At 65.2% G+C, this 15,173-nt stretch carries 9 protein-coding genes; 7 read left to right on the forward strand and 2 right to left on the reverse strand.

Translation table 11 applies throughout. From position 1 onward, the window contains the following. Positions 1-47 precede the first annotated feature (47 nt). A complete protein-coding gene (gene glyA, locus LOY33_RS03390; RefSeq protein ID WP_043860563.1) occupies positions 48-1,301 on the reverse strand; it encodes a serine hydroxymethyltransferase in 1,254 nt (417 codons plus the stop codon). A 208-nt stretch (positions 1,302-1,509) separates the two neighbouring features. After that, on the reverse strand, positions 1,510-5,352 hold the full coding sequence (locus LOY33_RS03395) for a bifunctional diguanylate cyclase/phosphodiesterase (RefSeq protein WP_258661476.1): 3,843 nt from the start codon (positions 5,350-5,352) through the stop codon (positions 1,510-1,512). A gap of 364 nt (positions 5,353-5,716) precedes the next feature. Between LOY33_RS03395 and tssA the strand changes: the two genes are divergently transcribed. The 7 genes from tssA (at position 5,717) to tssH (ending at position 15,163) form a co-directional block, all read left to right on the forward strand. Beyond that, positions 5,717-7,279 carry a type VI secretion system protein TssA gene (tssA, locus tag LOY33_RS03400; protein ID WP_236177437.1) on the forward strand — a complete coding sequence of 521 codons (1,563 nt, stop codon included), beginning with the start codon at positions 5,717-5,719 and terminating at the stop codon, positions 7,277-7,279. A gap of 32 nt (positions 7,280-7,311) precedes the next feature. Beyond that, positions 7,312-7,821 (forward strand): type VI secretion system contractile sheath small subunit, encoded by a 510-nt coding sequence (tssB, locus tag LOY33_RS03405; protein WP_043860560.1) that lies wholly within the window; start codon positions 7,312-7,314, stop codon positions 7,819-7,821. 25 nt (positions 7,822-7,846) lie between these two features. After that, the gene (tssC, locus tag LOY33_RS03410; RefSeq protein WP_058540731.1) at positions 7,847-9,322 is read left to right on the forward strand and encodes a type VI secretion system contractile sheath large subunit; all 1,476 of its coding nucleotides are present in this window, start codon (positions 7,847-7,849) and stop codon (positions 9,320-9,322) included. Positions 9,323-9,336: 14 nt separating this feature from the next. After that, positions 9,337-9,744, forward strand: a complete 408-nt coding sequence (gene tssE / locus LOY33_RS03415; protein ID WP_043860558.1) for a type VI secretion system baseplate subunit TssE — start codon at positions 9,337-9,339, stop codon at positions 9,742-9,744. Positions 9,745-9,809: 65 nt separating this feature from the next. Beyond that, the gene (gene tssF, locus LOY33_RS03420; RefSeq protein WP_054916573.1) at positions 9,810-11,597 is read left to right on the forward strand and encodes a type VI secretion system baseplate subunit TssF; all 1,788 of its coding nucleotides are present in this window, start codon (positions 9,810-9,812) and stop codon (positions 11,595-11,597) included. Beyond that, positions 11,561-12,568: a type VI secretion system baseplate subunit TssG gene (tssG, locus tag LOY33_RS03425; protein WP_043860556.1), complete on the forward strand. Its 1,008-nt coding sequence runs from the start codon at positions 11,561-11,563 to the stop codon at positions 12,566-12,568. Before tssF ends, tssG begins: the two co-directional genes overlap by 37 nt. A 6-nt stretch (positions 12,569-12,574) precedes the next feature. Next, a complete protein-coding gene (gene tssH, locus LOY33_RS03430; RefSeq protein WP_258661483.1) occupies positions 12,575-15,163 on the forward strand; it encodes a type VI secretion system ATPase TssH in 2,589 nt (862 codons plus the stop codon). Positions 15,164-15,173: the final 10 nt, after the last annotated feature.

Consider the following 15,173-nt stretch of genomic DNA (forward strand, 5'->3'; position numbering starts at 1 on the left):
AAAAAGCCCGGCTGGGAGCCGGGCTTTTTCACATCAGGTACCTGCGATCAGTTGCCGTACACCGGCAGCTTGGCGCAGATGGCCTTGACCTTCTCGCGAACGGCGTCGATCACCGCTTCGTTGTTCAGGTCGTCCAGGATGTCGCAGATCCAGCCCGCCAGTTCCTTGCACTCTGCTTCCTTGAAGCCGCGAGTGGTCACGGCCGGGGTGCCGAAGCGCAGGCCGGAAGTGACGAACGGGGAGCGTGGGTCGTTTGGCACGGAGTTCTTGTTGACGGTGATGAAGGCTTTGCCCAGGGCAGCGTCTGCGTCCTTGCCGGAGATTTCCTGCTTGATCAGCGACAGCAGGAACAGGTGGTTTTCAGTACCGCCCGACACCACGTCGAAGCCGCGCTCGATGAACACGCCGGCCATGGCCTGGGCGTTCTTCACCACTTGCTGCTGGTAGGCCTTGAACTCAGGCTGCAGCGCTTCCTTGAAGCAGATCGCCTTGGCCGCGATCACGTGCTCCAGCGGGCCGCCCTGGGCGCCCGGGAATACGGCGGAGTTCAGCTTCTTCTCGATGTCGGCGTTGGCACGGGCCAGGATCAGGCCGCCACGTGGACCGCGCAGGGTCTTGTGGGTGGTGGTGGTGACCACGTCGGCGAACGGCACCGGGTTCGGGTACACGCCAGCGGCGACCAGGCCAGCCACGTGGGCCATGTCGACGAACAGGTAGGCACCGACCTTGTCGGCGATTTCGCGGAAGCGCGGGAAGTCCAGCACCTGCGAGTAGGCCGAGAAACCGGCCACGATCATTTTCGGCTTGTGCTCGACCGCCAGGCGCTCGACTTCGTCGTAGTCGATCAGGCCGTTGGCGTCGATGCCGTACTGGATGGCGTTGTACAGCTTGCCCGAGGACGACACGGCCGCGCCGTGGGTCAGGTGGCCGCCGTGGGCCAGGCTCATGCCCAGGATGGTGTCACCGGCCGACAGCAGGGCCAGGTAGACGGCAGCGTTGGCCTGGGAGCCGGCGTGCGGCTGCACGTTGGCGTAGTCGGCGCCGAACAGCTGCTTGGCGCGGTCGATGGCCAGTTGCTCGACCACGTCGACGTATTCGCAGCCACCGTAGTAGCGCTTGCCCGGGTAGCCTTCGGCGTACTTGTTGGTCAGTACCGAGCCTTGAGCTTCCATCACCGCAGGGCTGGTGTAGTTTTCCGAAGCGATCAGCTCAATGTGCTCTTCCTGGCGCTGAGCTTCTTGCTCCATGGCGGCAAAGAGATCGGCGTCGTACTTGGCAATGGTCAAATCACGGCTGAACATGGCGGTCCTCAAGGATCGTGCTGAAATAGGCGGGCATTCTACCTCATCGGCTTTTGTCTGGCATATGAAAGGGCATCATGTCGCAGACAAGCGGGGCTCATTCAGGCTCGGTGTGAACTTATCGCGGGTCAAGCCCGCTCCCACAGGTCTGGTATCCGCTCTCGGGGGCCGAGAACATCCTGTGGGAGCGGGCTTGACCCGCGATGCGTCATTCGAACATGAACAACGTTTCGTTGCTGAACTGCGCCTCGAACTGGTTGGCCGGCATCGGCCGCCCGAACAGGTAGCCCTGCACCTCGTCGCAACCGTGCTCGCGCAGAAACTCCAGTTGCTCATGGGTCTCCACACCCTCGGCGATCACCGCCAGGTTCAGGCTGTGGGCCATGGCGATGATGGCGCGGGCGATCTGCGCATCCTGCTCGCCCTCGGGCAGACCGTCGACGAAGGTGCGGTCGATCTTGAGCACGTCGATGGGGAACTGCTTGAGGTAGTTGAGCGACGAGTAGCCGGTGCCGAAGTCGTCCACCGCAATGCTCAGCCCCAGATTCTTCAGGCTGTCGAGGATCACCATCGCCTCGTTGACCTCGCGCATCAGGATGCTTTCGGTCAGTTCCAGCTCCAGGCACGCCGGCGGCAGCCCGGTATCGGCCAGGATGGTGGCGATGCGCGTGCCCAGTTGGCCATCGGAGAACTGGCGCGCCGAAATGTTCACCGACACCTTCGGCACTCGCACCTTGGCCTGGTGCCAGGCCTTGAGCTGGCGGCAGGCTTCGCTGATGACCCAGTCGCCCACGTCCACCACCAGCCCCAGCTCCTCGATCACCGGGATGAAGTCGCCCGGCGGCACCAGCCCGCGGCGCGGGTGGCGCCAGCGCAGCAGGGCCTCGGCACCGGTCAGACGCTTGCCGTCGCCGCTGAACTGCGGCTGGTAGTAGAGGATGAACTCGTTCTGCTCCAGCGCATGACGCAGGTCGCTTTCCAGCTCCAGGCGCTCCAGCGCACTGGCGTTCATGTCGGCCTGGTAGAACTGGAAGTTGTTCTTGCCGCGCTCCTTGGCGTGGTACATCGCGGTGTCGGCGTTCTTCATCAGCTGGCTCAGCTCGCTGCCATCCTGCGGGCTGAGGGCGATGCCGATGCTGGCAGTGACGAAGAACTCGCGGTTCTCCAGCACGAACGGTCGCACCAGGCTGCCCAGGATCTGCTCGGCCACGTGGATCGCGCGGTTGAGCGCGATTTCGCGGGTGGCCTTGGGTTGCAGCAGCAAGGTGAATTCATCGCCGCCCATGCGTGCCACGGTGTCGTCGTCGTGTACGCAGTCGAGCAGGCGTTCGGCCATGTCCTTGAGCATGCGATCGCCTGCGGCATGCCCCAGGGAGTCGTTGATCGGCTTGAAACGGTCCAGGTCCAGGAACATCAGCACCACCCAGGCCTTCTGCCGCTCGGCCTGCTGCAGCGCGGTGTGCAGGCGGTCCTGGAACAGCGTGCGGTTGGGCAGGTGGGTCAGGGCGTCGTAGTAGGCCAGGCGGTGAATGCGCTGTTCGCTGGCCTTGCGCTCGCTGATGTCGGTGAAGAAGCACACGTAGCTGGCCAGGTCACCCTCGTCGTCGAGCACCGCGGTGATGCCGACCCACGCCGGGTAGTGCTCGCCGCTGCGGCGCTTGAGCCAGACCTCGCCCTCCCAGGTGCCGCGCTGGTGCAGTTGCTTGAGCACGTAGTTGAGGTGGGCTTCCTGCTGTTCGTCGACGGTGAGCAGGCTCGGCAACTGGTCGAGCACGTCGCTCACCGCGTAGCCGCTGACCCGGCTGAAGGCTTCGTTGGCCTGCACGATGTAGCCGGCCGGGTCGGTGATCAGGATCGCCGAGGTGGAATGCTCGAACACCGTGGCGGCCATGCGCAGGTCTTTCTCGGCGCGGCGTTGCTGGCTGATGTCGCGGCCGACGCCCAGGATGCCCTCGAAATGGTTGTGCTCGTCCCACACCAGTACCACGCGCAGCTCGATCGGGATCTTGCGGCCGTCGGCGCGCAGACAGTCGAACAGGAACAGCTGGGTGGTCACCTCGGTGCGCAGGCGCTCCAGCGCGGCGGGTTCCTCGAGGGCCCGCTTGACCCGTTCGAACAGGGTGAACACGCCGGTCAGCTGCGCCGGGTTGGCAATGGTCGACTGCCAGCCGTTGGCGAAGATCCACGGCACGTCGTAGCCCAGTACCGTCTGCACCGAAGGGCTGACGTAGTTGAGCTGCAACTGCGGGTCGGTGGAGAAGATCACGTCGCTGATGCTCTCGGCGAGCATGCGGTAGCGCTGCTCGCTGTCGCGCAGCGACTCGCTCGCCTCGATCTGGTCGGTGACGTCCTTGCCCACCCCGATGATGCGCAGCACCGTGCCGTCAGGGTCGCGGGTCAGGGCCTGTTCGCGAATGTCGTAGCGTCGCCAGCTCTGGTCGTGGTGAAGAAAACGCAGTTGGCAATGCAACTGCTCCACATAGCCGCTCTGGCGCTGCTGCTGGCGCATCTGGCGAAACAGCTCGGCGTCCTGCGGGTGCAGCAGCACTTCCCAGAAGTACTCGCCCATCTGCGCCAGCTCGCTGCGCGAATAGCCCAGAGTCTGGCCCAGGTGGCGGTTGCTGAAGATCATGCGCAGGCTGTGCACATCCTGCACGTACAGCTGGTCGGGCACGGTGCGCACCACGTCCGACCAGAAGCTTTCGCGCTCCAGCAGCGACAGCTCCACGCGCTTGCGGCTGGTGATGTCGCTGATGCTCAGGATCACGGCCTGGTAGTCACGCCGTGCCTGGGGGAAGCGCACCATCAGCCACAGGTGCTGGTCCTGGCCCTGGGGGTCGCTGAGCCGCACTTCCAGCTCCAGCAGGCGCAGGTCCTGCACCACTGCCTCGACCAACTGCATGCCCACCCCGTCGGCGCCCGGCGAGTGGCCTTCGATCAGGCGCTGCCAGGCGCTCTCGCAGCAGCCGGCGCCCAGCAGTTGCAGGGCCACCTGATTGACTTCGGTAACCTTCAGCTCGCCCAGCAGGCTGTGGCGCAGCGATACATCCTGGGCCAGGCGCTGGGCCAGCTCGGCTGTGCTGCGCAGGCGCAGGCGCTCCAGCAGTTCGGTCAGCCCCGACAGGTCGAGTACGCACAAGGCCACGCCCGTGCCTTCGAAGATGTCCTGATAGCGTCGCCGACCTTCCTGCAGGGCGCGGTGGCGGCGGCGCATGCTGATCAGCGCCAGCAGCGGGATCAGCGCGCACACCAGGCCCAGCACGCACTTGCCGATCAAGGCCGGCAGCAGTTGCAGGCGGCTGTGGGCGGCATCGAACAGGCCGCGCAGTTGCCAGTCGCTGTTGTCCAGGTACGCCAGCAGCACGCTTTGCGGCGGCTCGATGCTGGCGTCGCGCGCATCGAGCGGCGGCGCGTGGCGATCGATGACCTGGGCCGTGCGGCTGTTTTCCAGCAGCCACAGCGGTGGCGCGGCGTGCTCCAGGGGTTGGCTCAGTTGCTGGTAGTACTCCGGGGCCAGGCGCAGCAGCCAATAGCCACGGGTGTCGCTGTCGGGGTGCTGCAGCAGCAGGTAGACCAGGCTGTTGTCGTCGCTGTTGCTGAAGTAGTACGGGCGCTCCTGGCCCAGGTGCAGCAGCTCCTGGAGCGCCTTGCGGTCGGCACTGATGCCCGCGCTGTCGCGCAGCAACGCGCCCTGGGCGTCCACCCACACCAGGCTGCGCAGGGCGGGCAGGCGTGCGTGCAGGTGTTCGAGCAGCGGCGGCAGGTCGGTGACGGCCGGTGCGGCAGGGTAGGGTTGCAGCAGGGTGAGGGCTTTTTGCGCGTTCAATGCCAGGCTCAGGTTGAGCTGGCTGGCCAGTTCGGCACTTGCATCCAGGCTCTGCTGGCGGCGATCGGCCTGGGTATGGCGGAACTGCTCGAACACTTGCCAGAACAGCAGCGCGAGCAACAGCAGCACCAGGATGGCCAACGCGCCTTTGAGCGAGCCACGCAAGGGCGAACCGGACGCACTCGTGGCTTTGCGCGGGGATGAAGGCTGAGTCAGATTGGTCAAACGCTGTTCCTGCGTGAGGCTGTGGCAGGTGATCGCTACGCAGCGACAAGCGGCGCAGTGTGCGGTAGTCCTGTCGCATCCCGGTTCCAGGCGCGCACTATAAGCTGCACGCCCGAAGGGCGGCTAGCATGCCTTGAAGTGTGGCAAAGTGCCAGTCCTGTTCGTCAGCGGAATGGTTTCCTGCTTTTTGATACAAATTGCACACGCTGTGTTGATTGCAATGTGCCATTTCCCTATCTAGGATGTGCCCCCTCACTTAAGGCAGCGAACCCACGGATGGGTGTTTGACGCTGTTTTGGTAGGCCCCGTGCCGCCTGGGCTTTTTCGGTCGGCGCGGGGCCTGCAGTCCAACTACAGGCCAAGGATGTCCTACTCAAGCAAGTTGCACGCTCGTTACCACGAGGTTGCCCGGCAGGCTGTATCAACAGACTGTTTTGCGGGCGAGGACGTGCGTTTTTCCAGTGAGTACGAAGCACTGGAAGGCGAGCTGAACAAGGCTCAGTCCGTTCACGAGAGCGGCCAGATCGACTGGCTCCGCGTGCTCGAGAACAGCGAGACGCTGCTGCGCACACAGTCCAAGGACCTGCGGGTTGCCGCCTGGTTGACGTGGGCGTTGTATCAACGCGAATCCTTCCCGGGCCTGCTGGCCGGCGTGGGGCTGTTGCAGCACCTGTGCGAGCAGCACTGGGCGCAGGTGCACCCGGCCAAGCCGCGCACACGGGCCGCGGCCATCGGCTGGCTGGTGCCGCGCCTGGAGCAGGTACTGGGTGAAAACGTCGCGATCAAGGAGCAACTGGCGCTGTTCCGCCGCCTGGTCGACAGCCTGCAGGCGCTCGATGCAGCCCTGACCACGCACCTGGGCGATGAGGCGCCGCTGTTGCTGCCGTTGTGCCGACGCCTGTCGAGCATGGTGCAACGTGCTGCCGACAATCAGCCCGAACCTGGGGCCGTGGGCGCGGTCGTGGCCCAGGTCAAGCAGGCCGCCACCCAGTTGCTCACCCCCGGCGCCCCCGTCGACAGCGAAAAAGACGCGCACAAGGTGTTACGCACCCTGCAGGATGGCGCTCGACCGTTATCGAACTGGTGGCTCAAGCAGAAGGCCACCGACGTGCGCGCCTTGCGCCTCAACCGCACGCTGCTGTGGTTGCAGATCGACGCGGTGCCCGAGCGCAATGCCGAACAGGTGACCGTGCTGCGCGGGTTGCCGGTCGACCGCCTGAAGATCTACCAGGAACGCTTTGCCAACGGCCAGTACGCCGACCTGCTGATGGAGCTCGAGGCCAGCCTGGCCAAGTCGCCGTTCTGGTTCGACGGCCAGCGCATGGTCTGGGAGTGCCTGCTGGAGCTCAACGCCGAGCAGGGCATGCGCGAGGTGGAGTTCCACTTCGCGCAACTGCTGCAGCGCCTGCCCGGGGTGGTGGAGCTGCGCTTTCATGACGGCACGCCGTTTGCCGACCCGGCGACGCGGGGCTGGATCAACGCCAGCGTCATGCCGCACCTGCAGAGCACCAGCGCACCGCGCAAGGTCGAGACCGACCTCGCGACCAGCCTGCCACCCTGGGAGCTGGCCCTGGAGGCGGTGCTGCCCGTGCTGCGCAAGGACGGCCTCAAGCCTGCCGTGCAGATACTCAAGCAGGGCATGCAGGCGGCTCAAGGCGGGCGCGTGCGCTTTTTCTGGCAGCTCAGCCAGGCGCGGCTGTGCTTTCTGGCCAAGAAGTACGAACTGGCCAAGACCCAGCTCGAAGCCCTCGATCACGAACTGCAACAGGCCGGCCTGCATCAGTGGGAGCCGGACCTGGCACTGGAAGTACTGCGTCTGCTGCACAGCTGTTGTGAGCTGCTGCCGCAGAACCACGCCGTGCGCGAACGCAAGGATGAGGTTTATCGCAGGCTGTGCCACCTCGACCTCGAAGTGGTACTCGACTAGGCCCCCGGGCCGCAAACGCAAGGAGAAAAGCCATGGCCAAAGAAGGCTCGGTAGCCCCCAAGGAACGCATCAACGTCACGTTCAAACCTGCCACGGGCGGTGCCCAGGAAGAAATCGAACTGCCCTTGAAGCTGCTCGCGATCGGTGACTACACCCAGCGTCCGGACGAACGCAAGGTAGAGGACCGCAAGCCCATCAGCATCGACAAGATGACGTTTGACGAAGTGCTCGCCAAGCAGGAGTTGAGCCTGACCCTCAGCGTGCCCAACCGCCTGCAGGACGACGAAAGCGCCAGCGATGAGCTGGGCATCAGCCTGCGGGTCAACTCCATGAAGGACTTCAACCCGGCCAGCCTGGTCGAGCAGGTGCCAGAGCTCAAGAAGCTGATGGAACTGCGCGATGCGCTGGTGGCACTCAAGGGCCCGCTGGGCAACGCACCGGCTTTTCGCAAGGCCATCGAAGGCGTGCTCGCCGACGATGAGTCGCGCACCCGCGTACTCGGCGAACTGGGCCTGAGCGCCACGCCGACCACCGACGCTTGAGCCTCCCCCGTCAAGGAAGAACACCATGAGCACCAGCGCAGCACAGCAAACCAGCAGCACCGAAGGCGAGTACAGCATTCTCGACAACATCATCGCGCAAACCCGCCTGACGCCCGACGATGAAGCCTATGACATTGCCAAGCGCGGCGTGTCGGCCTTCATCGAAGAGCTGCTCAAGCCGCACAACGACGGCGAACCGGTCAAGAAGGCCATGGTCGACCGCATGATCGCCGAGATCGATGCCAAGCTCAGCCGCCAGATGGACGCGATTCTCCACCACCCCGACTTCCAGTCGCTGGAGTCGGCCTGGCGTGGCCTGCAGTTGCTGGTCGACCGCACCAACTTTCGCGAAAACATCAAGATAGAAATTCTCAACGTCTCCAAGCAGGACCTGCTGGACGACTTCGAGGACTCGCCCGAAGTCATGCAGGCCGGTCTCTACAAGCACATCTATACCGCAGAGTACGGCCAGTTCGGTGGCCAGCCGGTGGGCGCGATCATCGCCAACTACTTCATGTCGCCCAGCTCCCCCGACGTCAAGCTGATGCAGTACGTCTCCAGCGTTGCGTGCATGTCCCATGCGCCGTTCATCGCCGCTGCCGGTCCGAAGTTCTTCGGCCTCGAAAGCTTCACCGGCCTGCCGGACCTCAAGGATCTCAAGGACCACTTCGAAGGCCCGCAGTTTGCCAAGTGGCAGAGCTTTCGCCAGTCCGAGGACGCGCGCTACATCGGCCTCACCGTGCCGCGCTTCCTGCTGCGCAACCCTTATGACCCGGAGGAAAACCCGGTCAAGTCGTTCGTCTACAAGGAAACCGTGGCCAACAGCCACGAGCACTACCTGTGGGGCAACACCGCCTATGCGTTCGGCACCAAGCTGACCGACAGCTTCGCCAAGTTCCGCTGGTGCCCGAACATCATCGGCCCGCAGAGCGGTGGCGCGGTGGAAGACCTGCCGCTGCACCACTTCGAAAGCATGGGCGAGATCGAGACCAAGATCCCCACCGAAGTGCTGGTGTCGGACCGCCGCGAGTACGAGCTGGCCGAGGAAGGCTTCATTTCCCTGACCATGCGCAAGGGCAGTGACAACGCCGCGTTCTTCTCCGCCAGTTCGGTGCAGAAACCCAAGTTCTTCGGCATCAGCGCCGAGGGCAAGGCCGCCGAGCTGAACTACAAGCTCGGTACCCAGCTGCCCTACATGATGATCGTCAACCGCCTGGCCCACTACCTCAAGGTACTGCAGCGCGAGCAGCTGGGCTCGTGGAAGGAGCGCACCGACCTGGAGCTGGAACTCAACAAGTGGATCCGCCAGTACGTGGCCGACCAGGAGAACCCGAGCGCCGAGGTGCGCGGGCGTCGTCCGCTGCGCGCGGCCCAGATCATCGTCAGCGATGTGGAAGGGGAGCCGGGTTGGTACCGGGTCAGCCTCAACGTGCGCCCGCACTTCAAGTACATGGGCGCCGACTTCACCCTGTCGCTGGTCGGCAAGCTGGATAAAGAGTAAGCGGGGGCGCGTACATGAGCGGATATGGCAGCCTTTTCGAGCGTCTGGGCGGCGAAGCCGACAAGCGTCGCGGCTGGAGCCGCGAGAGGGCTGCCATGGCCTCGGTGGCGGTGCACCTGGGCAAGATGCTCAGTACCCGTGCGGGCAGCGTGCAGACACTGCCCGATTACGGGCTGGCAGACCTCAATGACATGCGCCTGAGCCTGCATGACGCGCTGAGCCAGGCGCGTCAGGCCATCGAGCAGTTCATCGAAGCCTACGAACCGCGCCTGACCAATGTGCGCGTGGTGTCGCTGCCGCGTGATCACGATCAGCTCAAGCTGGCTTTCAGCATCGAAGGCCTGCTTGAGCTGGACGGGATCAAGCGTCAGGTCAGCTTTTCCGCGCGCCTGGAGGGCGGCGGGCAGGTGCAGGTCAACTGAGACGCGCACCGCGCTGTCGTCTCGCGAACAGGACGTTCCTGAGCATGCAAAACAGGTAACCGAGCATGTCCTTCAATCATTACTACCAGAGCGAGCTCACCGCGTTGCGCCAGCTGGGGCGACGCTTTGCCGAGCGCAGCCCGGCCCTGGCGCCGTTTCTGGGGCAGGCCGGGCGCGACCCGGACGTGGAGCGGCTGCTCGAGGGCTTTGCCTTCCTCACCGGGCGCCTGCGCCAGAAGCTCGATGACGAACTGCCCGAGCTGAGCCATTCGCTGATGCAGCTGCTGTGGCCCAACTACATGCGCCCGCTGCCGGCGTTCAGCATCCTGCAGTTCGACCCGCTGGGCCAGTCCGGCCCGCCCTTGCGGGTGGCGCGCGATACACCGGTCGAGAGCCAGCCGATCGATGAGGTGCGCTGCCGTTTTCGTACCTGCTACCCCACCGATGTCATGGCCCTGGACCTCACCGCGCTCAATTACTCGGTAAAGGGTGATGGGGCGCTGCTCAGCCTGCGCCTGGAGATGAGCTGCGACGGGCATGTCGGCGAGCTGGAACTGAGCCGCCTGCGCCTGCACCTGGCAGGCGAGCGCTACATCAGCCAGATGCTCTACCTGTGCCTGCTGCGCAACGTGGAAGGCATCGAGCTGGTGCCGCTGGGGGGCGATGGCAAGCCGCTGGTGCGCGCCAGTGGCGAGAACGTGACAGTGCGCCTGGCTGGCAACCGTATCCAGCCGGTCGGCTTCGCCGAGGAAGAAGCGCTGATTCCCTACCCGCTGAACACCTTTCGCGGTTACCGCTACCTGCAGGAGTACTTCGCCTTCCAGGACAAGTTCCTGTTCGTCGACCTCGACGGCCTGGAGGCACTCAAGTCCCTGGGCACGGAAACCCTCAAGCAGATGCGCGGGCTGGAGATACGTTTCGACATCCGCAGGGGCGGTATCCAGCGCATGCGCCCCACGCTGGACAACGTCAAGCTGTACTGCACCCCTATCGCCAACCTGTTCCAGCACGATGCCCTGCCGATTCGCCTGGATGGCAAGCAGGACGAATACCTGCTGCTGCCCGCCGAGTACGACCTGGAGAACTGCGGGGTGTTCTCGGTGCACAGCGTGACCGGCTGGAAGCCCGGCGGCGTGGGCTACCAGGCCTATGTGCCGTTCGAGTCGTTCGAGCACGACCCCAGTTTCGACGTGCCGCAGACCAGCCCGCACTACAGCATTCGCCAGCGCTCCTCGCTGTTGCATGACGGCCTGGACACCTACCTGAGCTTCGGAATACGCGATACCCGCACCCACGAGACGCTGTCCATCGAGCTCACCTGCACCAATCAGAACCTGCCGCGCCGGCTCAAGCTGGGTGATATCGATCAGCCGTCCGAGCAGACCCCGGAGTTCCTCACCTTCCGCAACATCACCCCGGTCACGGCCAGCTACGCACCGCCCCTGAACCGGGATTTCCTGTGGAAGCTGATCAGCAACATGTCGCTCAACTACCTGTCGCTGGCCAACGTCGATGCGCTCAAGGTGATCCTGGAAACCTACGACTTGCCGCGCTACTACGACCAACATGCCGAGAAGGTCAGCAAGCGCCTGCTCGGCGGGCTCAAGTCGATCCGTCACGAGCATGTCGACCGATTGCACCGCGGCCTGCCCCTGCGCGGGCTGCGCACCGAACTGACCATCGACCCGCAAGGCTACATCGGCGAAGGCGACCTGTTCGTGTTCGCCTCGGTGCTCAACGAGTTCTTTGCCCTTTATGCCAGCCTCAACTCGTACCACGAGTTGCGGGTCAGAAGTACCCAGGGAGAGGTGTACCAATGGACACCACGTATGGGCCTGCAGCCCCTGCTTTGAGCGGGCTGAGCCACGCAATACGCGAATACTCGCTGTTTCAGGCCGTGCTGCTGGTCATCGACCGGCTGCGCGAGTTCCATCCGCACCTGAGCGAAGAGGAGCTGTACGACCAGCTGGAGTTCCAGGCCAATCCGAGTCTGGGCTTTCCGGGCAGCGACGTCGATCGCGTCGAGTTCTTCGACGACCGCGGGCAGATGCGTGCACGCCTGCGTTTCAACCTGATCGGCCTGTGCGGCGCCAGCTCGCCGCTGCCGGCGTTCTACGTGGAGCAGGCGCTGGGCGATGGCGAGGACGGCAACACGACCCGGCAGTTTCTCGACGTGTTCCACCATCGGCTACAGCGCCTGATGCTGCCCATCTGGCGCAAGTACCGTTATCGCGCACGCTTCCAGAGCGGGGCGATGGACCCATTCTCGGCGCAGCTGTTCGCCCTGATCGGGCTGGGTGGCGAGCACATTCGCGAGGCCCGCGAACTGAACTGGAAGCGCCTGTTGCCCTACCTGGGCCTGCTGAGCCTGCGTGCCCACTCGGCGGCATTGATCGAGGCGGTGCTGCGCTACTACTTCAAGCATGCGCAGCTGGTCATCGAGCAGTGCATCGAACGTCGCGTGGTCATCCTGCAGGAGCAGTGCAATCGCCTGGGGCGCGCCAACAGCCTGCTGGGCGAGGACGTGGTGCTGGGCGAGCGGGTGCGTGATCGCAACGGCAAGTTCCGCATCCACATCACCCAGCTCGACTGGCAGCGCTTTCACGAGTTCCTGCCGATCGGCTTCGGCTATCAGCCGCTGTGTGCCCTGGTGCGTTTCACCCTGCGCGACCCGCTGGACTACGACATCCGCCTTGTGCTGCGCCAGGAAGAGATTCGCGAGCTGCGTATCGGCCAGGACAACGCCTGCCGTCTGGGATGGACGAGTTGGCTCGGTCACGAACGCGCCGATGGCGTGGTGACCCTGGGAAGCAAAATTCATTAAGGACCGATGAACATGATCACCGTAGACCTGCAACAACTCATCCAGGCGCTGGACGCCGACACCCGTCGTGACCTGGAGCGCTGCGCCGAACGTTGCGTGGCACGTGGCGGCAGCAGGATCCTGGTCGAGGACCTGCTGCTGGAATTGCTAGATCGCCCCGAAGGCCTTCTTGAACGGGCCTTGCACGACGCCGACGTGGCGCCGGGCGAACTGCGCGCCACCCTGCAGGTGCAGCTTGAACACAGCGCTTCGCGCAACCCGGTGTTCGCCCCCGAACTGGTGCAGTGGCTGCAGGATGCGCTGCTGGTGGCCAACCTCGAACTGGGCAGCAGCCAGGTCGAACAGGCTGCGCTGATCCTGGCGCTGCTGCGCAACCCCGTGCGCTATGCCGGCAGCCATTACCAGCCGCTGCTGGCCCGCCTGAACATCGAGCGCCTCAAGGGCTTCGCCCTGGCGTCCCGGCCGGTTGCAGCGCAGGGTGCCACGGGCGGCCAGGGCGAGTCGATGCTGCAGCGCTTTACCCACAACCTCACGCAGCAGGCCCGCGACGGCCGACTCGACCCGGTACTGTGCCGCGATGAAGCGCTGCGCCAGATGATCGACATCCTTGCCCGGCGGCGCAAGAACAACCCCATCGTGGTGGGCGAGGCCGGTGTGGGCAAGACCGCCATCGTCGAGGGCCTGGCGCTGCGCATTGCCGCCGCCGAAGTGCCGCCGGCACTGCGCGGGGTAGAGCTGCTGGCGCTGGACATGGGCCTGCTGCAGGCCGGCGCCAGCGTCAAGGGCGAGTTCGAGCGACGCCTCAAGGGCGTGATCGACGAGGTCAAGGCCGCGCCCCGACCGGTCATCCTGTTTATCGATGAAGCCCACACCCTGATCGGTGCGGGCGGCAACGCCGGCGGTTCGGATGCGGCCAACCTGCTCAAGCCTGCACTGGCGCGGGGCGAGCTGCGCACCATCGCCGCCACCACCTGGAGCGAGTACAAGAAGTACTTCGAGAAGGACCCGGCCCTGGCCCGGCGCTTTCAGCCGGTACAACTGCACGAGCCGACAGCGGACGAGGCGGTGACCATCCTGCGCGGCCTGGCCCAGGTGTATGAGAAGAGTCACGGTATCTACCTGCGCGATGATGCGGTGGTGGCGGCGGCGCACATGTCGGCGCGCTACCTGGCCGGGCGACAGTTGCCGGACAAGGCGGTCGATGTGCTCGACACCGCCTGTGCCCGGGTGCGCATCAGCCTGGCCGCCGCGCCGCAACGCCTGGAACGCCTGCGTGCCTCGCTGGCCGAGGGCGAGCGGCAGGTGCAGGCGCAGCAGCGCGACGCCGAAGCCGGCGTGGGCATCGACCAAGAGGCGCTGCACCTGTTGCAGGCGCAACTGCGCAGCGACCAGGCCGACCAGCAGGCCGTGCAGGCGCGCTGGGAACAGCAGCGCGCGCTGGCCGAGCAGGTGCTGGACCTGCGCCGGCAGTTGGCCGAAGCCCGCGAGCAGGGCAATGCACGGGATGACGTGGCCGTACTGCAGGCCAGCCTGGAGACCACCCGCCGCCTGCTGGAAGCGGCGCAGGCCGAAGAGCGCCTGGTCAGCTTCGAAGTGTGCCCGCGCCTGGTGGCCGAAGTGATCAGTGCCTGGACCGGCGTGCCGCTGGAGCAACTGGCCCGCGAGCACAACGCCAGGATCATGCGCTTTGCCGAAGACCTGCGTGCGCGCATCCGTGGTCAGGAGCAGGCCGTGCAGGCACTGGACCGTTCGATGCGGGCCAACGCAGCCGGCCTGGCAAAGCCCGATGCGCCGGTCGGGGTGTTCCTGCTGGTGGGGCCCAGTGGCGTGGGCAAGACCGAAACGGCCCTGGCCCTGGCCGACCTGCTGTATGGCGGCGAGCGCTTCATCACCACCATCAACATGTCCGAGTTCCAGGAGAAGCACACCGTGTCGCGGCTGATCGGCGCGCCGCCCGGTTACGTCGGCTATGGCGAGGGCGGCATGCTCACCGAGGCGGTGCGCCAGAAGCCCTATTCCGTAGTGCTGCTGGATGAGGTCGAGAAGGCCGACCCGGACGTGCTGAACCTGTTCTACCAGATCTTCGACAAGGGCGTGGCCAACGACGGCGAGGGGCGCGAAATCGACTTTCGCAACACCCTGATCCTGATGACCTCCAACCTGGCCAGCGAGCAGATCGCGAGCCTTTGCCAAGGCGCCGAACGGCCCTCTGCCGAGCAACTGGAACAGGCCATACGGCCCGCCTTGAGCAGGCATTTCAAACCGGCCTTGCTGGCGCGCATGCGTGTGGTGCCGTATTACCCGGTGAGCGGCCCGGTGCTGCGCGAGCTGGTCGAGATCAAGCTGCAGCGCTTTGGCCAGCGGCTGCTGCGCCGGCAACTGGGTTTCACCTATGCCCCGGCGCTGGTCGAGCACCTGGCCGAGCGTTGCACCCAGGGCGACAGCGGCGCGCGGCTGATCGACCACCTGCTCGACCTGCACCTGATGCCGCAGGTGGCTGACCGGCTGCTGGCAGCGATGGCGGCCGGGGAGTCGTTGCAGCAGGTGCATGCCACGCTCGATGGCGATACGGGCGTGAGGTGCGAGTTTGCCTGAGGTGGGGGTG

This window comes from Pseudomonas sp. B21-036 (assembly GCF_024748925.1).
Classification (GTDB): Bacteria; Pseudomonadota; Gammaproteobacteria; order Pseudomonadales; family Pseudomonadaceae; genus Aquipseudomonas; species Aquipseudomonas palmensis.